The organism is Candidatus Borrarchaeum sp. (genome assembly GCF_019058535.1).
GTDB lineage: Archaea > Asgardarchaeota > Sifarchaeia > Borrarchaeales > Borrarchaeaceae > Borrarchaeum > Borrarchaeum weybense.
On record NZ_JAHPYX010000192.1, the window covers coordinates 16,767 to 37,522 of the forward strand.

At 35.4% G+C, this 20,756-nt stretch carries 21 protein-coding genes; 13 read left to right on the top strand and 8 right to left on the bottom strand.

The window, feature by feature from the left end; all coding sequences use genetic code 11:
- Positions 1–190 precede the first annotated feature (190 nt).
- From QVB70_RS11690 to QVB70_RS11700, 3 genes are all read left to right on the top strand, one after another.
- Positions 191–1,624: an IS200/IS605 family accessory protein TnpB-related protein gene (locus QVB70_RS11690; protein WP_287586388.1), complete on the top strand. Its 1,434-nt coding sequence runs from the start codon at positions 191–193 to the stop codon at positions 1,622–1,624.
- Positions 1,625–1,794: 170 nt separating this feature from the next.
- Positions 1,795–2,364 (top strand): multiprotein bridging factor aMBF1, encoded by a 570-nt coding sequence (locus QVB70_RS11695; protein WP_287586392.1) that lies wholly within the window; start codon positions 1,795–1,797, stop codon positions 2,362–2,364.
- 19 nt (positions 2,365–2,383) lie between these two features.
- On the top strand, positions 2,384–3,247 hold the full coding sequence (locus QVB70_RS11700; RefSeq protein WP_287586395.1) for an alpha/beta hydrolase: 864 nt from the start codon (positions 2,384–2,386) through the stop codon (positions 3,245–3,247).
- A 125-nt stretch (positions 3,248–3,372) separates the two neighbouring features.
- On the opposite strand, the gene hflX is transcribed toward QVB70_RS11700, so the two are convergent.
- On the bottom strand, positions 3,373–4,650 hold the full coding sequence (gene hflX / locus QVB70_RS11705; RefSeq protein ID WP_287586398.1) for a GTPase HflX: 1,278 nt from the start codon (positions 4,648–4,650) through the stop codon (positions 3,373–3,375).
- A gap of 185 nt (positions 4,651–4,835) precedes the next feature.
- Between hflX and QVB70_RS11710 the strand changes: the two genes are divergently transcribed.
- The 3 genes from QVB70_RS11710 (at position 4,836) to QVB70_RS11720 (ending at position 7,967) form a co-directional block, all read left to right on the top strand.
- Positions 4,836–5,393: an NTPase gene (locus tag QVB70_RS11710; RefSeq protein ID WP_287586400.1), complete on the top strand. Its 558-nt coding sequence runs from the start codon at positions 4,836–4,838 to the stop codon at positions 5,391–5,393.
- 347 nt (positions 5,394–5,740) lie between these two features.
- On the top strand, positions 5,741–6,925 hold the full coding sequence (iscB, locus tag QVB70_RS11715) for an RNA-guided endonuclease IscB (protein ID WP_287586465.1): 1,185 nt from the start codon (positions 5,741–5,743) through the stop codon (positions 6,923–6,925).
- 67 nt (positions 6,926–6,992) lie between these two features.
- On the top strand, positions 6,993–7,967 hold the full coding sequence (locus tag QVB70_RS11720; RefSeq protein WP_287586402.1) for a transcriptional regulator: 975 nt from the start codon (positions 6,993–6,995) through the stop codon (positions 7,965–7,967).
- On the opposite strand, the gene rnhB is transcribed toward QVB70_RS11720, so the two are convergent.
- From rnhB to QVB70_RS11735, 3 genes are all read right to left on the bottom strand, one after another.
- Positions 7,964–8,647, bottom strand: a complete 684-nt coding sequence (gene rnhB, locus QVB70_RS11725) for a ribonuclease HII (protein ID WP_287586405.1) — start codon at positions 8,645–8,647, stop codon at positions 7,964–7,966. The two genes, QVB70_RS11720 and rnhB, sit on opposite strands and share 4 nt — an antisense overlap.
- 76 nt (positions 8,648–8,723) lie before the next feature.
- Complete coding sequence (locus QVB70_RS11730; RefSeq protein ID WP_287586406.1) at positions 8,724–9,185, bottom strand: DUF61 family protein; 462 nt, start codon at positions 9,183–9,185, stop codon at positions 8,724–8,726.
- A 101-nt stretch (positions 9,186–9,286) separates the two neighbouring features.
- Positions 9,287–9,448 (bottom strand): 30S ribosomal protein S30e, encoded by a 162-nt coding sequence (locus QVB70_RS11735; RefSeq protein WP_287586409.1) that lies wholly within the window; start codon positions 9,446–9,448, stop codon positions 9,287–9,289.
- A 128-nt stretch (positions 9,449–9,576) separates the two neighbouring features.
- Here QVB70_RS11735 and QVB70_RS11740 point away from each other — a divergent pair, with 128 nt between their 5' ends.
- Positions 9,577–9,729 carry a hypothetical protein gene (locus QVB70_RS11740; RefSeq protein WP_287586410.1) on the top strand — a complete coding sequence of 51 codons (153 nt, stop codon included), beginning with the start codon at positions 9,577–9,579 and terminating at the stop codon, positions 9,727–9,729.
- Positions 9,730–9,784: 55 nt separating this feature from the next.
- Here QVB70_RS11740 and QVB70_RS11745 read toward each other — a convergent pair whose 3' ends face one another.
- Genes QVB70_RS11745 through QVB70_RS11755 form a run of 3 tightly spaced genes read right to left on the bottom strand, consistent with a single transcriptional unit; the run spans position 9,785 to position 12,692 of the window.
- Entirely contained in the window at positions 9,785–10,714 is a 930-nt protein-coding gene (locus QVB70_RS11745) for a 2-dehydropantoate 2-reductase (protein WP_287586411.1), read from the bottom strand.
- Between the two features lie 59 nt (positions 10,715–10,773).
- The gene (locus tag QVB70_RS11750) at positions 10,774–11,430 is read right to left on the bottom strand and encodes a fibrillarin-like rRNA/tRNA 2'-O-methyltransferase (RefSeq protein ID WP_287586413.1); all 657 of its coding nucleotides are present in this window, start codon (positions 11,428–11,430) and stop codon (positions 10,774–10,776) included.
- A 2-nt stretch (positions 11,431–11,432) separates the two neighbouring features.
- Entirely contained in the window at positions 11,433–12,692 is a 1,260-nt protein-coding gene (locus QVB70_RS11755; protein WP_287586415.1) for a hypothetical protein, read from the bottom strand.
- Between the two features lie 289 nt (positions 12,693–12,981).
- Between QVB70_RS11755 and QVB70_RS11760 the strand changes: the two genes are divergently transcribed.
- From QVB70_RS11760 to QVB70_RS11785, 6 genes are all read left to right on the top strand, one after another.
- Positions 12,982–14,337 (top strand): HEPN domain-containing protein, encoded by a 1,356-nt coding sequence (locus tag QVB70_RS11760; protein ID WP_287586417.1) that lies wholly within the window; start codon positions 12,982–12,984, stop codon positions 14,335–14,337.
- Between the two features lie 105 nt (positions 14,338–14,442).
- Positions 14,443–15,504 (top strand): hypothetical protein, encoded by a 1,062-nt coding sequence (locus QVB70_RS11765; RefSeq protein ID WP_287586419.1) that lies wholly within the window; start codon positions 14,443–14,445, stop codon positions 15,502–15,504.
- Positions 15,497–16,597, top strand: coding sequence for a hypothetical protein (locus tag QVB70_RS11770; RefSeq protein ID WP_287586421.1), 1,101 nt, complete (start codon positions 15,497–15,499; stop codon positions 16,595–16,597). The genes QVB70_RS11765 and QVB70_RS11770 overlap by 8 nt, the downstream gene beginning before the upstream one ends.
- A 231-nt stretch (positions 16,598–16,828) precedes the next feature.
- Positions 16,829–17,650 (top strand): RAMP superfamily CRISPR-associated protein, encoded by an 822-nt coding sequence (locus QVB70_RS11775; RefSeq protein ID WP_287586422.1) that lies wholly within the window; start codon positions 16,829–16,831, stop codon positions 17,648–17,650.
- Positions 17,651–17,842: 192 nt separating this feature from the next.
- A complete protein-coding gene (locus QVB70_RS11780) occupies positions 17,843–18,667 on the top strand; it encodes a hypothetical protein (protein ID WP_287586423.1) in 825 nt (274 codons plus the stop codon).
- A 280-nt stretch (positions 18,668–18,947) separates the two neighbouring features.
- Positions 18,948–19,892: a dihydroorotate dehydrogenase gene (locus tag QVB70_RS11785; protein WP_287586427.1), complete on the top strand. Its 945-nt coding sequence runs from the start codon at positions 18,948–18,950 to the stop codon at positions 19,890–19,892.
- 46 nt (positions 19,893–19,938) lie between these two features.
- On the opposite strand, the gene QVB70_RS11790 is transcribed toward QVB70_RS11785, so the two are convergent.
- On the bottom strand, positions 19,939–20,535 hold the full coding sequence (locus QVB70_RS11790; protein WP_287586430.1) for a hypothetical protein: 597 nt from the start codon (positions 20,533–20,535) through the stop codon (positions 19,939–19,941).
- Positions 20,536–20,756: the final 221 nt, after the last annotated feature.

A 20,756-nucleotide genomic window follows, 5' to 3' on the forward strand; every position in this document is an offset into this window, starting at 1 on the left:
CATTAGTCTTATTGAACGTAGTAACGAATAAATGTGTTTTTATATTTCTATGCATTAAAGCACTTTTCTCAAAGACAAAGATTTCTTTTCTTCAGAAAGATATATTCGACGATACAATGCGAGGTCCTCCTGAAAGCTTGGGGTTTATTAATGAACCGTAATACAAGGTATAAAGGAGAAGTCGATCATCATGATCCAGACCATCAAATTCAGGATGTATCCTGATGGGATACAAGAACGCAAACTCCATGAGATCTTCACAATCTATAACCGGGTGAAACGCATCGGTTATAACCTATTGTTTCATGGCGACGATTATATGGCAGCAAGCTTCGGTGAGGACAAAACCATACAACTATGTTTGATGAGTCTGTGTTACAATAACCCTTATGTCAACACCATCTTGAATGATAACAAGGCGAAACTGGAAGCACAACAAACATGGCTGGAAAAACGACGGAAATACATGAAACAGCAGATAAAGGTCATTACTAAGAAAATCAACGCAATAAAGGAGAAAAATAAACATGGCAGACGGTTAAAAGGGTTATACGCGCGTAGATCTTCGATAATGGCTAAATTAAACAATTTGCACCTTGAACCCGTGGTATTCGGCACTAAGAAATTGTTCAGAGACCGAATTCTTGGAAAAATAAGTAGAGAAGAGTTCAGGATAAGGCGTGATTCTTCCTTTAGTTGTATCGGAAAGAAACAGCACGGAGTTAAAAACCTGAATATCAAGGTATTGCCTGATAAGACAGTCAAGATACGAACTTTCTCTAAGCAAAAGGGACGGAAATGGCTTATTATCCATATATCAGTGAATCATGTGCAGGAAAAGTGGTTTCAACAAATTCTTAATGCTGATAAATGCACAGTGACAGTGAAAAGGAAACTCTTCAAGGGAGAAATACGCTACTTTGTCCATGTGTCGTATGAACTCCCAGAACCCGCACCAAGTTATGGCTACGAACATGGTGCCATCGGCTTAGATTTCAACTATAATTTTATTGCTCTTACCAATGTGGATAAAAACGGTAATTTACTCTCCTACCATAATATATCATTTGGCAACCTTCACAGCTATCGAACAGATAAACGTAACTTGTACATCTCCTACAAGATGGATAAGATCGTCAATTATTGCATTAATAAAGATAAAGGCATCGTGGTTGAGGATTTGCAATTCAACCAAGAATTTTCATATAATACAAAACGCAACCGAAAATTAAGCAATATGAAGACCACCGCCTTGCAACTATTAGAGAGAAAGTGTAAAAAGCGCGGTGTATCCATTCGAAAGGTATTCCCAGGATATACCTCTATCATGGGCAGATATAACTATTCAAGGTTACATAATTTGTCGGTACATCACTTAGCAAGTTGTGTAATAGCTCGAAGAGGTCTGGGCATTAAGGAAGCATTTCCACCCATTTACGATTGGGTACTTTCACAAGTTGAGGAGTTCATAGAACCTCATTTGAAAAAGGGTAGTCCTTACCGTAGATGGTCGATGATCCATGACCTTTTTGAGCACAGCGGGATAACCTCCTTCAAGACTGCCGAAATACTTAAAAAAACCGTATTAATGAAGCATGTGTTGAACTCGGTGACGAGCGCATAGCCCGATAACCTTAAGGCTGGTCTTTCCTCTCATGGAAAGATTGATGATTATTATAAAGCGTGGGATTTTATACATAATGACCCCGTTTTATAAATAATTGTAAGGTTTCACAAAATTCTCACTGTGCTCTAATTCTTGGATGTCTACTGTACAAATTTGAGGAGATAAATTTGCCCAAAAGAAACGTAGTAAGATATTGCGAGATATGTGGAAATGTAATTGAGGGTAGAGGGATTGAAAGATTGATTGAAGGTACGAAAATGATCGTTTGCATTAGTTGCGCGCGTTTTGGCGAAGCAACTAAAAGATCTCCTCCAGTCACTGCAGAAACTTCTGTAATCCCTGTACGAAGAAAAAGAAAAACTACTACCCGCACACACACTCCTAAAAGCAAGAGAAAAAAAGTTACTATTCCTTCTCCAGAAAAGTTCTTCAGTCGTTATGAAATCGTAGAGGATTACTCAGCGATTATTCGAAAAGCACGTGAAAAAATGGAATTGACACAAGAAGAACTTGGACAAGAATTAAACGTAAAGGGATCTGTGATTCAAAAACTTGAGACTGGTAAAACGAAACCCACAGATCCAAAATCCATTATAAAATTGGAGTCAATTCTGAACATCAAAATCCACAAACCTATTGAGAAAGAAGAGTATACACCCCCTAAAACGAAAGGGACAGATTTTACTACACTTGGGGAAGTTGTGAAATTTCGCAAAAAGAAGAAGGACGAAGAGTAACTAGGAGAATTAGGAAAATATGGTATACGAGTCATTCGAATTGACGGATGACCTTAGAGAAGCCTTGCCAGGAAAATTCATTGAACTTTCGGATGGAATTGTCCATTATGAATTAGAAGGATCCAGTAGAGACGTTGTTGTTCTGGTGCATGGGTTCTCATCACCGTTTTTCGTGTGGGATCAAAACTTCAAGTTTTTAGTAAAAAAAGGCTTTAAGGTATTGAGATACGATTTATTCGGTCGAGGCTATTCGGATCGCCCTAAAGTAAAGTATAACATGGATCTTTTCATCCGACAACTCTTCGAATTGGTTAATCAGCTTGGCTTAACACAACAAAAATTCAGTCTTGTTGGACTTTCAATGGGTGGTGGAATTTGCGTCGTTTTCGCTGATAAATATCCTGAATTAGTGAAAAAAGTATCGCTGATAGATCCCATTGGATTTCCTATGGGAAGAAGTGCCTTTTCATCGGTTTTAAAGACACCAGGATTGAAAAAATTGATACTAAGGCGTCTTAATCATGAAAAAATGATTGAGAATCAAAAAGGAGACTTCTATCGTTACGATAGGATCAATGAGTATCTGGAAAAATATGCTGAGCAAATGAGATACACTGGCTGGCTAAGAGCTATTCGATCTACTATTCTAAATCTGCCATTTGGTAATTTGAAAAAGACCTATGAAAGACTTGGAAGCAGGAAATTACCTGTGCAACTTTTTTGGGGAGAGTTCGATCAAACGATACCGTTTTCCAATAGTCAAAAGATTCGTGATGCAGTACCTGATATAAGGTTTCACCTAATCAAAGAATGCGGACACATGCCTCACTATGTCCGCCCTAATGAGGTAAACCCGCTACTACTGAACTTTTTGCAACAGTAAGAAATCATTGAAGATATTAGTTGCGTGAAAGAAAGGTAAGTTTAATGCAATTTATTTTTCTCAAAAATATCGGGATTTCATCGTTTTCAGTTAAAACAAATCTATAGTCAAATAAAAAAATCGATCTAAAATTCGTTTTGGGTAACAAAAGATCCATTAAGGTTGTTTACATACTTTTTTGCTCTAGTTATTACCTGAGATGACGCTTCAATTTCAAATGAGATCTCCGAGTTCATATTCTGTTGATCAAGGACATATGTCTGATCATAGAGCCATGAAATAAAACTCATGACTTTACCGTTTGAAGGAACAGTAATATATGCACGTTTAGTAGGAATAAAATCCATAATAGTTTCTCTTATTCTATTTAGATTGATTTTTTGAAGTGCTGAAATAGGTATACAAATTTTATCTCTGAAGAGTTGCATTTTTTCTTCGATTTCAAATTCATCACAACGATCTATTTTGTTTGCAACAACAAAATAGGAATTCATGTTAACAGTTATTTCTTTTAGTGTTTGTAGACAAACTGTGTACTTTCGTATTATTTCATCTTTTGTATCACTAAGATCTACTAAAATAGCAATTACGTCTGATAAGTTTATCTCCTCTAATGTACTATGGAAGGCGCGGATCATATCATGAGAAAGGCCGTCCACAAGTCCTACAGTATCTGTTATTAGAATCTTACAACCTCTAATATTTAGAAGTCTAGTAAACGTATTCAATGTTGTGAACAGTTTGTTTGCTACAGGAACAGAACTCTCAGTTAATGCATTGAGTAATGAACTTTTACCACTATTTGTATAACCCATCAATGCAACAAGTGAGAAGTCTAATCTTTTTCTTCTTTTTCTACTGATTGTTCTTCTTTTCCTATATTGTTCTAATTCATTTTCTATTCTCTTGATCTTTCTTTTAGTGCTTTCAAAATGTTTTTCAACAGCATATTGACCAGGTCCATGAAATCCTGGTAATTCAGTCTTCTTAGAAAGACTGACATATTCCTTTAAACGTGGAAGCGCATACTTAAGACTCGCAAGTTCAATTTGCAGTTTTGCTTCCTTAGATCCTGCTCTCAGGGCGAATATTTCAAGTATTAGTTCAGTTTTACTGATAACTTCACAGTTAAGTCGCTTCTGAAGATTATAAATCTGAATAGGTTTTAATTCGTTCTCAAAAATAACTTTGGTAGGCATAATTTGATTTACAAGTTCCTCTAATTCCTTAACCTTTCCTTTTCCGATTTGAAATGCAGAATTTGGTTCTCCAATTTGCTCTAATACATCAATAACTGTGTATCCAGCGTCTAAAGCAAGTCTATTGAGTTCTGCAATTCTCGATCTTTCTCCTCTATGTCTTCGCTCTACTAAAATCGCTGTAGCGGTATATGGTTCACTCATATCTGATATCACTTACTTCAAGTAAATAATTTAATGCAAAAAATTTGATCTGTCCATTTTAAATGTCATTTTAGGCTTTAATTAAACTTCGATATGGTATAAAAAACTAGATTTCTCTTAATATGACTTAGAAACCATATTTGAAAACAATACAAGTCACAATTGAAGTGTAAATTGTGAGTTGAATGTCTGATTATACCCCTCTTAAAAAGATAAATGCCCTTATACAAGGACCTCCCAGGACTGGAAAGAGTACATTAGTCGCTAAGCTTTGTTCTATGTTAGAAACAAAGGGATACAATATAGGAGGCATTCAAACCCCAGAGATTAGAGAAAAAAATAGACGAGTTGGTTTTTGGGTAGTTGATCTTCATACTGAAAAAAAGGAGATTTTAGCCCACGTTGAAATTAAAAGTAGATTTAGAGTAAGTAAATATGGTGTGGATCTTAACTCTTTCAATGAACTTGCTATCACTGCGATCAAATCTGCTATTGAAAATTATGATATAGTTGTAATTGATGAGATTGGTAAAATGGAACTATTTTCTGAAAAATTTCAAGACGTCGTGATAAGAGGATTAAATTCGAGTAAACCAGTCATCGGCACGATGGGCAAGATTAATCATCCTTTTGTGCGATTATTAAAGTCTAGATCCGACGTAAATGTATTAACAATTGATAGAGGGAACATGGAAGATACTTATCAAGAAATATGTAGGCTTCTCGGTCTAAGAACTATTTAATCAGTTTGCTCAAAGATAGATATTTATAAAAGAATTTAATCAGTTTATACAAAACTTGATAGTTTGCCCAGAAGGTCAACTACCCCACCCTAAAGGGTAGAGGCTTGTGAAAATCAAGCCTCTTAGTTGATTAGAGGGCTTCCGTTTATTAGGGGAAGCAGCAGTTGTTTAGGTTATGACACCCTGGGGTGTTCCACTAGCCCCTTGCTCTGTCGTCCGCTGATTATAAGTCCTGAGGGGTAGGGACGGTGTCACGGGCATGAAAGCCTTTACAACAGCCTCGAAGTGGACCAACCTACTTTAAAGCAATTTAAAGGAGACGATAGGTCTTGAGAGTACCTATCTACGTGTTAAACATGAGAGGGCAACCGCTTATGCCAACCACTCAAAAAAAAGGAAAAAAATTATTAAGAGAGGGTAAGGCAAAGGTTGTAAAACGATGTCCTTTTACTATTCAATTAACCTATGCAACTGGAGAGGCAAGACAGCCTATTAAACTAGGAGTGGACATAGGATATACGAACATTGGCTTTAGTGCAACAACAAAAAGGTTAGAGGTTATAAGCGGAACTTTAACACTTCGCAAAGACATTTCCAAAAAGATAGATGAACGACGAAGGTATCGTAGAACTCGTAGAGGCAGATTGTGGTATAGAAAACCGCGTTTTTTTAATAGGAAAAAGGACGAAGGATGGATAGCCCATAGTACTCATCACAGGTTAGCTTCTCATCTTAGCCTAGTTAAAAAACTTAAGTCTTTACTGCCGATAACCTTCAAAAGAATCGAGGTCAGCAATTTAGATACACAAAAAATGCAGAATCCTGAAATTACAGGAATGGAATATCAACAGGGCGAACTTCAGGGCTACGAAGTTAAAGAATACCTTTTAGAGAAATGGGGGCGTACATGTGCCTATTGTGGCAGATCAGGCGTTCCCTTAGAAGTAGAGCATATTATCCCTTCTAGTAGAGGTGGAACAGATCGCGTGTCGAATTTGACGATCTCATGTAGAGCCTGCAATGTAAAGAAGGGAGATCAGACTGCCGAGGAGTTTGGATACCCTGTCATCCAGCAACAGGCAAAGCAGCCTCTTAAAGCAGCTGCATGTCTGAACAACATTCGTTGGAGGATAGTGGAGCAGTTAGGAGCAGAACATACTTACGGATACATTACCAAATACCAGCGTAACAAGTTAGATCTGGAAAAGTCTCATGTTAATGACGCGTTCGTAATCTCAAGCGGCACCAATCAAGAACGATGTCGTCCTTATCAAGTAATTCAAGTTAAGAGGAGAAACCGTTCCTTACAATTGAACCGTAAAGGCTTCAAACCGTCAATTAGGAGACAACGATACCATTTACAACCCCACGATCTAGTAAAATTTGATGGTAGCACTTATAAAGTAAAGGGAGTCCATTGTTATGGAACACGGGTTATATTAAAAAATGTGAAGGGACAAGACAAGAGTGTAGTGATCACCAAAGTGGAATTAGTTAAATACGGAAAAGGATTATTATTCAACTTATGTTAGGCTAAACGCCTCTTTCCTGCCCATCCTAATAGGGAAAGAGCTTACAAAAGCGGGAGTAGTGAACTTAATGTTCGGCAATCGCTCTGAGCTCGCTCAATACGTGCAAAAACTGTTTGTTCAAAAAAAGTTTGCTATCAGTGGACAGTGTAATCTTAAATCTGCCTGTTTTGATTTTTTTGCCCGAAAGGATGTAATATTATGGCTTATTAAAGTGTTAATCAATATCGACAGTCTACAACAGTATCATGCAGATGAATTGAAACTTCTGGGTAACTTATTTTCAGGAACACCTTTACTTGTTGGAGAAAAAACGCACAGAGAACTATTAGAAGATGGTGTGGTGTACAATAGATATTCAGTTCCTGCAGTGAACCCACCTACCTTAGCGTCTATTCTATTTCATGAATTCTTTCCAAAAGTATTTGCAAAACGTGGTGGCCTTTATGCTAGAATTCTTGGAGAAACCTTAAGAGAAAGAAGAGAAGAAGAGAATTTATCACGGGCTCAACTTGCAGAAAAAGTTGGTGTTTCAGAACGCTGCATTTACGAGTATGAACGTGGAACAATGGATGCTAGTAAAGAAAACCTTCTGCGACTAGAAAAAATTCTTGATACCGACTTAAGTTTACCAATTGATCTTTTAGAGTATGATTTCGGCAATATAAAACAACATACTCCAGCAAAGATTGATGATTTTGAACAAAATATCCAAGAAAAATTACTAGAAATAGGTTTTGATGTTTTCTGGACGGAATGTACGCCATTTAACGCTATCACAAAAGAAAAAGAAACAGAAAATGAGACTCAAAAGTTAATTATTGCTGGTGTAGGACATAAATCCGAAAAAAACATCAAAAAGAGAGTTCAAATAACAGGAAGCATTTCTGATATCACGAGAAAAATTGCAATGTTTGTGTTGGAGGGGTCATCAACCAAAAATATCGAAGGCGTACCAATTATGAGACTCAAAGAATTATCAAAATTTGAGACTCCAAATGAATTAAAAAGAACGATTAAGAAGCGTAAGGGTAGTTCTAGTTAGCGTTCTCCTCGAACATCAAAAAATTGTGTAATTTTTGCATTTTTTTGCAAATCTCTCATCTTAACAAATGTGTGCCAGCTTTTTCGTACGAAAAAAGGAATATTTCTATTTTTTATCCAATCTTTCAAGGAACTTATAGTTTGTGGGTCAGAAGGATATCCGCTTCCTATATCCTGAAACTTAGATTCCTTTCTCAGTGCTTCTATAGCGCGGTCTCTTGTTACTTTAGCAATAATTGATGCGGCAGCTACCATTGGGTACAATTCATCAGCTTTGTTCTCAGCAATTATTGTAGTGTTTTTGTAAACGAGATGTTGTTTTAACATCTCCGTGAATTTCTTAGGGTTAGATGTGATAGCATCAATATATACCATTGAAGGTTTTAGAGCGTCAATTATCTCGCCCATTTTTTGTATTTCGAGCAGATTTAAGTTCGATTTAATATCGAAAACTGAATCATCTATCTCCCGAGGTTCGACCTCTATAATCTTGCATTCTTTACACAAATTCATGATTTCAGGAAACAATGCTTCTCTTTTCTTAGGCGTCAGTTTTTTTGAGTCTTTTACACCTATATTGATAAGTTCATTTATGTCAGTTTTTTTAAAAGATACTCCAGCAATAACTAAATTCCCTAGAACCGCCCCTCTACCAGCCTCATCAATTCCAAGGATTTTCACTGGACCATCTTGAGGAAGAGTACTAAGAGGCGTATTGAGGTGAAAGTGAGAACTTTTACCTGTAATACACTTTGAGTTAGATGGTGCTAGCGCCGGCGCTAAATCCGATCGTAAAAAGTGTTTTAAATTTTTTCCTAAACGCACGCAAATCCGCCCAATAGAAATACTTTGGAAGATCAAGATTAAATATTTTATACTGATTGATGGGATCGTCAATTAAGTCAATGAGTTTTCGAGCTACTAAATTTTCAAGTTTTCCTCCATTAAGAACAAAAATAGATTTCCCGAGATCAGTACGACGAATAAAAAGAAATGGCAACCTCAGCTGAGAATGAAACTCTTCTGGTAATTGTGATTTTAATTCTGCTAACTCATTTTTGTTAAAGATAAATTTCGTCCCATCTTTCGTCAAAACAGAGGGTTTGTCTTCTTTTAAAAGTGTATCAAGAGTCTTAAATTGTCGTGGTAGATGATTATTTATTTTTGCGATGTCTAATTTGAATAAAATATCTATGGACTTCTTGGGAGTTGATTTCACCTTTTGTCACTGCCTTGACATAGAAAATTAAGACTCGTATTAAAATAAATAAGATGTTAATTAAACAAATTTAAGGAAAGAATAGTTATTTTTATTAAAAATTAACGTGCCTGACCAACTTCGCGCCCTTTTACATATCGTTTAAGATAATTTTTCTTATTTCGCATTCTCGGTATTGCTGAATGTCTCTCTTTACCCTTAACCTTTGGTGTCTGGGAGCGAACCTTACCTGCTTTGGTCAATGAACCATGTGAACCTGGCATTTCTTATTCACCTCACTACTCAATCTGTACGTGAGATTTATAAATTTATGCTTACTGCTTACCACGGTTGTTGAGGAAATACTTCGCAAGTTTCCATTTTCTTGCGTTCTAAGAAAGGAGGTTTTTTAATGGAAGTTAAATTACAAGTAAACGATGACGTAATAAAACTTCATCCGTTTGTTAAAGCAGTCTTTCGTAGTGTCGTATTTAGTCTTATTAACGAGTTAAGGGATATACCTGAAACCATTCGAGAAGTGCAACTATCTATAAAAGCAGACTAGATGCATTTCACAATATTTGCACTTGTATTTTCTAAAATACATTCTTGTCCATGCATTAGATAAGTTTCTTGAGGAGTTCATTATAGGCTTCCTGATATAATGGTGTTTCCACTCCTAATTCCTTGCCAGTTTTTACAATATAACCAGCAAATGTCTCAATTTCTGTTGTTTTTCTTCCACTTTCGAAATCTCTTTGCATCGAAGTTTTTGTCTCATATGGAAAGCCGGACGCCTTCTCCAAGGACAATGGAATGATATCCTCCGGTAAAAATATTCCTCTCTTTTTGGCAATTAAATTAACTTCTTCCATAAGCCCTTTCAACATTTGCTTGTTATTTTCATTTTCAATAATTGCACCAAGAGGTTTTCGTAACAATGAGTCGATTGTTGCCAGCGGACCAATAAAAATGTACTTAGTCCAAACTTGGACTGAGATGTCGGCAGTTAACTCTGCCCTTATATCGGCATTCCTTAATATTTCCTCAATATACCGATATTTTTCGGGATCGTTGTTTTCAGGTCCAAATATCAATTTTCGGGGACCACCAATTTGTCTTATGACACCAGGCGCCTGAATGGTAGAACTAATGTATACGCATCCATTCAGCACCGTGCTCCTTGTTAGTATAGTTCTTAATCTATCTGTGTTATCGACTCCATTGAGGATGGTAATAGCTACAGTTTTTTCGTGGATATTGTCTATTAGTTGTTGTGCTGCAGATTCAAGATCATAAGTCTTTACACAGAAGAGCACAAGATCTACTAATCCTAGATCTTTTGGATCATCTGTTGCAGTAGTAGGTATCGCTGTAAATTCCCCCTCTTCCTGAGTTATCACTTTGAGTCCATTTTTCCTGATTTCGGCTAAATGTTCGCCACGAGCTACGAAAAAAATATCATGTTCACCTGTGCTGCCATATTTCTGTGCTAGCTTCCCTCCATAATATCCTCCCACTCCTCCTATACCAATAATCGCTATCTTCATGAACTTCCCTCCTATTGTCTTATCTCAAATAATCTGTTCTTGTTGCGACAAAACTTGTTTTAGGAAATAAGTTGACCGATCACCATACAGTGATCTTTATCAAAAGGTTTCAGACTTTCAATGTTCTCTTCCACTACGAAACCACTTTTTTTAAGAATATCAATTTCCTCTGAGAATATCTTAGATATCTCTTTGGAGGAATCTATACTTCTTGCTTTAATAGCCAGCATCGCAAAACCTCTTTTTTTAAGAAAAAGTTTTGCATTATCAACTAAAATGATCGCCTGAGCAGGCTGGGCAACATCTTGATAAATCACATCTACAGGTCCAATAAACATCCTGTAAGTTTCTGGAAACCTCGCATCCGCTAATATTGGAATCATATTGGATCTGTTTTCACATACTCGTAACAAATCTCTCGTCGCACGAGGGGAAAATTCTACACAGTACACTATACCCTCTTGTCCTAAAATATCTGAAACATGACTAGCTGTTGTGCCTGATGCAGCTCCCAAGTAAAGTACATGCATTTTTGGTTGGATAGGGATTTGTTTTAACCCTTTTCGAATAGCTGCAGCAAATTTACTACGATACGGATCCCATTCGCGAAATTCTTCCCCTTCGAATTGAAGTAAACGCTCCCCGTAGACGGTTTTCCCCGGAGCTAGATTCTTTGTTGCGATCCTTTTTTCTATAAAATGAATATTTTCGTTCATATTTACCCCTCAGGCGGTTTTTTCTTCTCGTGCATTCTCTTTCCCTTGCCTTTCTTTTTCTTTTTCTTCTTCTTTTTCTTTTTCTTTTTTGCTTTTACTTCTTTTCTTACAGGTGGAGAGGGATATTTTTTCTCAATCTCTTCAATACGCTTCATAATTTCGATAACTAATTCGTCTCCAATAAACTCGCCTGCGTAAGCATCTACTCTTGCTGCTATCGTTAGCTTTCCAGCTATCGCTCTTGCTATTTTACCTCGCAACCACCACTTAGCATTGTGAATCTCAGGTTTCTGAAATAATACACCATGTTTCGGAGGTTTACTCCCAGTTTTAATGGCTCTAAATAGTGCTTTCTCCGCACCTAGGACTTGAACTGTGCTAGCGGGAAGACGTGCTAGTTCAAGAAGACCTCCTGCAATGCTAATAATTCGAGCCCCTAGTAGTGCGCCGACTATTGCAGTCACATTTGGCGCAACTTCACGCATTGTAGTTTCAATATAGTGCTCACTTTCTTTCCTGACTTTGTATAAGTCATCTGTAATTCGTGCAAACTTAACAAGCGATTCTAGATCTGCTTCATCCATTTCTGCTCCAATTGAGTTTTTAACATAACCCTCTATCTCTTTTGCCTTGTCTAAAGGTACGCCTGTTATTCTTTGAATTTCCGAAACTAAAAAGCGATCGCGTGGACCCAATGCTCCTACTAATCCAACATATATTTCGTGATTTTCGACTTTATCCAATTCTGGAAAATGAAGACCATACCATTCTCGGATTCGAGTTGAGAATAAATTTAACGTTTGATCGATATCATCTATAGCTTTAATCGCTTGTGCAACCATTTTATCTCTTCGTTCAGAGGCACGCTTTATCTTCTTTTGTGATTGCAGCAAACCTACTGATTGTAATATAAACTGGAAGTTATTGATCCCTTCTTCTTTTGCTATACTGAAGGACTGTTCACGAAAATTTTTGAATATTGAATTTCCTTTTTCAGTTAACGTTTGAATATCAAATTGCTCCTGAATATTCCTTGCTAGTTTTTCGTCTTCAAGGACGATTTCTTGAACCTCTTTTTGCTTTAGTACACCTAGAACATCTTTTAATTCGTCAATAAGTTGTCCTGATTGAAGAAGTTCAATTTTTTCTACAATTTTCTCTGGCGTACTTGGAAAAAGCGCACGATAAATAATTTCGCTATTCTCATCGACCCCATAGATTCCTGCAACATTCTCCACAATATATGCACGTATTGATGTCATTCAGATCCCATCTTCTATTATTAAGTTTTTAAGAACTTAATAGAATATCACGTATCTTTTGTATCTACTGGATTTTATTTCTCACGAGAAAATAAGGGTTTTTTCACCATTTTAATGTTTTTCCAAAAACTTATTTATCCTTTTAGAAAGCAATACTTGTTTATAATTCGAGAGAATAAATTATCTTATTCTAAATTATATTTCACAATAGTGGGAGCGTAAAATATTTCTAGAAATTTGATTTCAAGAAATGTGTAGATACTCAAATGCGTTAAGAAGGAACTAATAAATGATAGTCACAGATTTGGTAAATTTAGCAAAAAAATCGGTCAAAATATTTAACGAACATGTTATTAAGGAAAACCTAGAACCACCAATGAGAGCCTATATTAGAGAATTTCCTACTAAATTTGAATTAACCGAATCAGGACACAGTTGTGGATTTTCAGGAGAAATAGTTCATAAACCGGACTGGTCTATGATAATATTTAATTTCATAGACAAAATCAAAAAAAAGCCAGCCTTCGCACAACTTGCTCAATCAATTGCAGCAAGATATAAAAAGAACATCCAAGATCTGGCCGAAGGGTGCAATGAGTTAGCACAAGTCACTTTTTGGTTGGAGCGATTTATTCAGAAGATAATTTATAATAATTTAGATAAAGAACTTTCAGAAAATCAAATTATAGAATATGCTGTATTGTTTAATTCTGATCTTGAATTAAATCCTTCAGAATATAATTACACTTTCTATTTAAACGGTATTTTCTTAGAATGTGAATCGGTAAAGATTAATGATAACGTAATCATTAGAAAACCGCAAAAAGAGGATTTTGAATATACTAGAGATATTTTCTTCGATATTCCAAGACATCATCATATTAGAATTCCTTCATCAATACTGGAAATGAATATGATCGCTAAAGATAACAAAGAATGTAGAGCCTACGCCAATAGAATACTTAACGCATTAAGGCTATATAAACTGGGTTCAATTTACCCTATTAATCAGATTGAAACTAGAAAGTCTATCATTTGGGGAGGTTCTCAAATAAGTTGGAATGGAAATTATACTTCCATCAAAAATTATACTGTAAATGAAACTGAACTTAAAGATTTTATTGATATTGTTATTGAAATTGAACAGAAATTGAATTTTAACAAAAAAGAAAAGAAAAATTGGGGGCTCCTTATTTCTCTTGAAAGATACAACTCTGCTCTTCTAGAATCTTTAGATATTGATCGAAAAGTAATGACTACAATTATGGGATTAGAATCTTTATTTTCTCTTGAAAAGGATAGGGGCGAAAATGCGTATAAATTGGGCGTTAGAGTTGCGAAGTTACTCGGATTTATGAGACCGGATATTGAAGAAGTAAGAACATTGATAGAAAGTGGGTATAAATTCAGAAATGATGTTGTTCACGGTATGTATATTAAACAAAACCAAAGAGAGAAAATGGAAAAAAACCTCCTGAAACTTCTCGACTATCTAAGAATGTCTTTAATATTTTTTCTGATAAATCAACAACAAGGAAAAAATAAGTTAGTTGACATAATCGATAAATCACTAATAAGCGACAATTATGGCGAACAACTGAAAAGATTATTTCAAAACGGTATTATTATCTGTCCAAACATGTAGAAATCTCTAATAGATGAGTTTGAGTTATCTTAAATTTCAAACGACTCAGTTGAGCAAAAATAGATAATAATTAGTATAGATGTTTAAAATAAGTTAGTGGTATGAATGGTATCTAAGATTAATCACTTTACCGATGCAGGAGAACTGTTTAGAAGATTGGATACAATAGAAAGATTCCCAAATGTGCCTATTAAAACGGTATTGTTCATCTATGATTTCAGGTACAAATTATTAGACATCTTAGATAGAATAACACCCCAGGAATATCAAAAATCGTCTTATAAAATTAAATTTGAAAACGATGATGTTGTCTTGTTAGATGTGAAGATCGTAAAAGATTTAGATATAATTTCAAGTGATAGGAGAAAAGTATTTCTTATAATAGATAAGAATAAGCCATTTTGTATTTTGATTACAAATTCTGAGGGAAATTATTTCAAAAAAGTATTATCATTTTTCAATAAACATTATCCGCTATTATCAAGAATTTTTTTACGCTCAAATGAAATAAAAGACTTATTAAACTATCTAGAGGAAAAAGAAGAAGCGAAGTTGACCGTTTTAAGTTATGTTGTTAAAAGATACTATGTAAGGCCAGAGACAAGAATTGCCTATGAGAAAATCAGTTTTAGAGAAGTCTTTGATAAGGCATCAGATGATTTTCTTTGGGTAGATAGTATTTATTTAGCAATTGAAAAAAGATCCAAGAGTAAAATTAGGATAAATAGACGAGGAGTCATATCATATTATAGGAATTTAGATTATTCAAATATTCATTTGATTCTTATCTCTCAAATTCTTATTAAATACTCAAAAATATATACAAGTATCCTAATGGAAAGATCGAGAAGTCTTGAAAATTTAGAACCCCGACCAGTAAGGTTTTTTATAAACGAAGACGTCTTCAATTCATCAGAAGATATCGATAGGTTCTTAGAAGCTTTGCATAAATATTTGCTTAATTGGGGATATTCAACATTATTTAAAGAAAGAAACTACCTTTATCTCATACTTCACGATTATCAAACAGGTTCAAGTTACGATATTTTGATCAGTTCTCCTTATGAAATATTTGTTACTCCACAAACTCAAGTTACGAGCATTTCTTTTGGCGCTCTAGTCAACTTTCTTGTTGATAATTATGATGGAGTTGTTGAAAATGTCTAAAGATAATAATGAAGAATTAATGAGATTTAGAAAAATAGATATCAGCAACTATATCAAAGCGCTAAAATCTCTGATATGTTTAAGGAAAATGATTATAAACGAGTTATCAGGTGAATTCTATTTTGGTAGTAAGTTAAATTACAAAAATAAACAAGGAGATCCTCAAACACCTGACTTTATTACAAAACTAAGCAATACTGCATGGATAGGAGAGCTTAAAAGATCGCTTCCTGAACCTAAAAATTTTACTTCTGAAGAAGAATATGTCGAGAAAATTGTAGAAAAACTTATCGAACAGTTGCAAAAATATGATGAATCTTTTAAGGAATTAGATTCTTATCAGCATGATATTATACTAATGACTCCATCATTAGCAACAGATGCAATAGGCGTTTTGAAGTTTAAGTATCTAGAAAAAGAGAATGTCAATAATCTGTTTAAACACAATTTTGCACTTCTTCTTTATACACTTGAATCAGGAGCAAATAATACCGAGTTCATATACATTAAATTGGATTATGGAACTATTACTGATAAGAAGGCTACAGATATTTTAAAAGTTGGTTACAAAAAGGTTTTAGGAGAATTAAAAGAAGATTTAGCGAAATTTAAAATATATGAAGAAAGTAAACAAACACCTTTTGAATATGTAATGGTTCTGCTTTGGACACAGATATTCCCTGAGATAATCAAAAAAAGTCGTGTAGAGAAGATAATCGAATGGAAAGACAGGAAGGAACACATATTCGAAGTAAAATTAGATGAGTTAATTGAATATCTACATAAAATGTATACATTGCCATCTTTGAGTGCAACTGACAAAAAGCAATTTACAACCAAGATAATACAGAAAGCCATGACTATGTTTTCAAAGGTTAAAATTAAAAGTGAAAGAACTAGAAAACTCGAACCTTTGGTTACGTATGGTGAAAAAGACGGTTCTATGGTATTTAGAGTGGTTTATAAAAAACTTCGGGAGAAGAAAGAATTGGACTTCATTCTTAAGTCGATTTATTTGGAACAAGGTGAAATTGAAGACAAGGAAACTCAAAGAGAATTAATTAATTATCCACGATTAGATACATGGTTTTAAAATTTTAAATAAAAAGTAGTTATAAATTGATTCGCTGTTCTGTTAGTTATAGCGAGAGAGTTCTTTTTCCATAATTTTCTATACTAAAAACCGCTTAGAACAATTTTTTCAAAGAAAGGAAGTCAACTATACACCCATTTTATTAGAGGAGATGGGAAAACCTAATTTTTTTGATGGGTTTATAAATCTAGTTATAGAATGTATAAATGAGATTATATCGAGGTTGGAAATATGAGAAAAACAAAAAAACTGATGATGATTCATGCCTATACTCCCATTGCAAAACCGATCAACACCTCTGTTCAAAAAAATTCAACCATGCTGTTGTTAGGTCAAATTCCCTACGAAAACGGGTCAAAAATATTCACTACTAAGCTTTATTATATCAAAGGATTACGTGGAATGCTAAGACATGCCTGTATGAGCCTTGCTCAGGATTGTAGTATCGAGGTGTGTCATACCAGCGAAAAAACTGAACTCAAAGACGGTACAAAGGTGACTCCCTCAGGGTTTCATCCACTGGGTGAATGTGAACCTCCATGCATCCTCAAAAGAATTTTTGGTACATTTCGCGAGGAGTCCTCAATATCTGTCTTGTCAGATCCTATAGCTTCTATTAAGCACAAAGAATTTACCACTGAAGTTCCTGTGCAAAAGGTACATATCGCTAGCGAATATAGAATAGCGAAATCGTTCACGGGTATACCTATTCAGGACTTCAAGGAATCGTATTTCTCAGGGTATTTTAGTTTCTGTATTGATGTAACTGAATTAACTGACTATGAAATCAAGTTTCTCATGGAATCTCTACTCTACATTGAAACACTTGGTGCTGGTAAGCGTTCGGGTTATGGACGTATCAAAATTATTAGTTTCGAGTTTCAGAAGGTTGAAATTACCAGAAAGATCGACCGCGAAAATGGAAGTTATAAAGTTGTTGAGAATGAGTCGATAACGCCCTTAGAACTCGATGATATCGAGAGTTGGAGGGATTCAATACCTTCATGGACACAAGGCACGCAAGATGGTATGCTACCTGTTCTTAACGAGTAGCACGTTCTTGTGCATGAGACCTCTTCATCTATAAAGGTCTGACGCCTTTAATGAGTAGGGATGACTCGCAGGGGACGATAAAAGTCGTATCTACTTTATTAGAGACGGTGGCAAAAACCTTTTCTTTCCCATGGGCTTATATCTCCTTTTAAAATGGCGATATATTGATAATCTTCACAAAGGTGAATAAAAGTGGCACAACATTGGATTAAAATGAGGGGTATCACTACGACACCTATCGTAAGCAAAAGAAGGCATTTCTTCCATAAACTTGGTGTTGTCACAATACAGGGTCGTCCACGGGTCGTCGGAAAATTGAAGAAAGGAGAAAGACGTGCCCCAAAAACGTACAGAGCGTGGTATGGAAATATTGAGTTTATTGTGCCCGAAAATAAACTTGACGAAGCACTCGCCATTGACAGCATCGGGAGGTATACCCATGAGGGAATGGGACAAATAATATGGAAAACTGTCAGCAAAATCAAGAAACCACTTCATACATCCAAAAAGATTAGGATTCGTAAAAAGCTTCCTAAACTTTCTGATATGCAGAATAAACTAATTTGTGCCATGCTCCTCCATGACTTTGTAAATACTGAACGGCATACCAGTAAAATATATACTGAAGTCAGTATTGTTGACGATGATGTTTACAACCTAGTAAAAAATCATCATAACTATGACATTGATGTGAGAGTGCTTCCTCTCCTCTCAATACTCCAATATTACGACAGACTCTCTGCTTCCATTTCTCGAAAATTTAGATGGACTGCATTCTCACGTTATCGTGTGGTAGAATCAGAAAACATAGATTTTGATGCCCTTAAAAAAGAGATCGAATTGCAACAACATTCTCCTTATGCTCTTTACACGTTCATCAGAAAATGTCAAGACCTTAATATGATCAATGAGTCCTTAAAATTTGGCTTTTCTTCTTTGAAAAATCACCTGCTCCTCATAGCTAACCTTTATCTCGATGATATCCAAGACGGTGTGCTTCTCGCTAATAGCGATTAGCACGTTCTTGTGCATGAGACCTCTTCATCTATAAAGGTCTGACGCCTTTGATGAGGAGGGATGACTCGCAGGGGACGATAAATGTCGTAAACATGTTTATGAGTTTACTAAGTCTATCGACTAACCTTGCAAAGCCTCTCTTAAGCGATGGCAAGTTAAACGCTTGTCATCGCTTCCATTTTATCCTATTGTTTCTTCTATACTTCTTCAGAAAAAGTTAAGAAGTCTAATATAAAAGTAAGAGTTAAGATAAACGAATGAAAGTGAAGTTTAGATTTTTATGCTAACTCTATCGACTAACCTTGCAACATTACAACTTAAGAATCCTGTTATGTTAGCTGCTGGAGTTCTCGGTATTTCGGGACCAGTACTTAAACGGGTAGCGAATGCCGGTGCGGGTGCGGTTGTCACAAAATCTATCGGTCCTGAGCCCAGAGAAGGTTACAATAATCCAACAGTCGTTCCTTTAAATGAATTTAGTTGTTTGAATGCTGTTGGGCTTTCAAACCCTGGGTATTTAGAGTTTTCCAAAGAAATAATTTTGGCAAAACAAGAAAACGTTCCAATAATTGTTAGTATATTTGGCGCAGATATTGATGAATTTTGTACAATTGCGAAGAAAATGGAAAAGAGTGGTGCTGATGCACTTGAACTTAACCTTTCATGTCCTCATGGAGGAAAATATGGTGCATCTATCGGACAGGATCCACAATTATCAGGTGAAATTGTATACGCCGTAAAAAATACCGTGCAGATCCCTGTTTTTATTAAACTCACACCAAACGTGACTGATCTGATTCCTATTGCAAAAAGTGCTGAAAATAATGGTGCCGATGCTATTACTGCAATCAACACAGTACGCGCTATGTGCATAGACATTGAAACTGGGCAGCCCTTATTATCAAACGCGTTTGGAGGGCTTTCTGGGCCTGCAATAAAACCAATCGCAATCAAACATATTTATGATCTCTATAAAGAAGTAGGGATCCCTCTTATCGGTGTGGGTGGTATTGTTTCTTGGGAAGATGCAATAGAATTCTTTCTTGCTGGAGCTACTGCAATTCAAGTAGGGACTGGGCTTCTGCGGACATCATTCCTAGACATGTTTAATGAATTAACCGAAGGAATTCTAAGTTATCTCAGAAGAAAAGGCTATACTCGTTTAGAAGAAATCATTGGACTTACTCATAGACTTAAATCTTATAGGGGATCTTTATACGAGTAATATTCTATAAAAGCCCCCTTTAAATCTTATAATGCGTTCAAAAAAGTCAAAGTTCATCTATATTGATTATCTTTGTAAACTGCTTCACCAATTTTTGAAAGGCCGTATGAGCAAGTTTTATCGATTCTTCATATTGGGCGGGAATTCTAGACAACTTTACGGTAGTCGCTTGAATAGGGCTGGTTTCAAATGTTTCTTTTGCAGTTTCTGCAACTTCTTTCAGTTTTTCAAGTTTAAGTTCAGTCCTTCTTGATTGTAAAATCTTTGTGTATATTAACGCTAACCGAAGAAAAATATATGTCACCTCTGGAATTGTAGGGATGTATTCACGAGAATCCCTAAGAGATGTCCCCTCTTTTCTTAGGAAACCAGAGTCATGCAGTTTTTTAGCGTGTATTGCAATTTGCGCGCTATTTCTCCTTCCTAATTCATTTGCTAAATCCTTCAATCGGGTGGCGCTATCAAAGACTGTCGTTTTCAATATAGCAAGTCTTTTATCGCTAGCAAGTACACTAAATAGATCACATAGAGCATTTATGTCATCCTCAGCGAAGGATATCATATTTAACCCAGCAAATAAGAGAGTACTACCTTCTTTTGCCTTTTTTTGGTTCGATTCTTGATTTTCCTTTTCTTTTGGCATTATTATCAACTTTTGTCGAGTTATATTGTTATAACGCCCTATCATGTTTGTCTTTTGATATTATTATTAAGTTGTGTCGAATATATATTATAATACTATGTGTTATATTTATATATTTCTAAAAACAAAAGCTTTATTCTTCAAAAAAAAAGATTTATTATGAGTTTAAAATCGCTTCAGGTGCTTCTAGTGCTTCAAAAAACATTGGTGGTCGTCTTATA

Excerpts from the sequence above, each read along its gene's own strand:
- QVB70_RS11750 (WP_287586413.1), bottom strand. The coding sequence starts at position 11,430 with ATGAACGAAAATATTCATTTTATAGAAAAAAGGATCGCAACAAAGAAT.
- QVB70_RS11710 (WP_287586400.1), top strand. The coding sequence starts at position 4,836 with ATGTCTGATTATACCCCTCTTAAAAAGATAAATGCCCTTATACAAGGA.
- QVB70_RS11775 (WP_287586422.1), top strand. The coding sequence starts at position 16,829 with ATGAGAAAAACAAAAAAACTGATGATGATTCATGCCTATACTCCCATT.
- QVB70_RS11785 (WP_287586427.1), top strand. The coding sequence starts at position 18,948 with ATGCTAACTCTATCGACTAACCTTGCAACATTACAACTTAAGAATCCT.
- QVB70_RS11720 (WP_287586402.1), top strand. The coding sequence starts at position 6,993 with ATGTTCGGCAATCGCTCTGAGCTCGCTCAATACGTGCAAAAACTGTTT.
- QVB70_RS11735 (WP_287586409.1), bottom strand. The coding sequence starts at position 9,448 with ATGCCAGGTTCACATGGTTCATTGACCAAAGCAGGTAAGGTTCGCTCC.
- QVB70_RS11740 (WP_287586410.1), top strand. The coding sequence starts at position 9,577 with ATGGAAGTTAAATTACAAGTAAACGATGACGTAATAAAACTTCATCCG.
- QVB70_RS11745 (WP_287586411.1), bottom strand. The coding sequence starts at position 10,714 with ATGAAGATAGCGATTATTGGTATAGGAGGAGTGGGAGGATATTATGGA.
- QVB70_RS11790 (WP_287586430.1), bottom strand. The coding sequence starts at position 20,535 with ATGCCAAAAGAAAAGGAAAATCAAGAATCGAACCAAAAAAAGGCAAAA.
- QVB70_RS11755 (WP_287586415.1), bottom strand. The coding sequence starts at position 12,692 with ATGACATCAATACGTGCATATATTGTGGAGAATGTTGCAGGAATCTAT.
- QVB70_RS11690 (WP_287586388.1), top strand. The coding sequence starts at position 191 with ATGATCCAGACCATCAAATTCAGGATGTATCCTGATGGGATACAAGAA.
- QVB70_RS11700 (WP_287586395.1), top strand. The coding sequence starts at position 2,384 with ATGGTATACGAGTCATTCGAATTGACGGATGACCTTAGAGAAGCCTTG.
- QVB70_RS11770 (WP_287586421.1), top strand. The coding sequence starts at position 15,497 with ATGTCTAAAGATAATAATGAAGAATTAATGAGATTTAGAAAAATAGAT.
- QVB70_RS11760 (WP_287586417.1), top strand. The coding sequence starts at position 12,982 with ATGATAGTCACAGATTTGGTAAATTTAGCAAAAAAATCGGTCAAAATA.
- QVB70_RS11765 (WP_287586419.1), top strand. The coding sequence starts at position 14,443 with ATGGTATCTAAGATTAATCACTTTACCGATGCAGGAGAACTGTTTAGA.
- hflX (WP_287586398.1), bottom strand. The coding sequence starts at position 4,650 with ATGAGTGAACCATATACCGCTACAGCGATTTTAGTAGAGCGAAGACAT.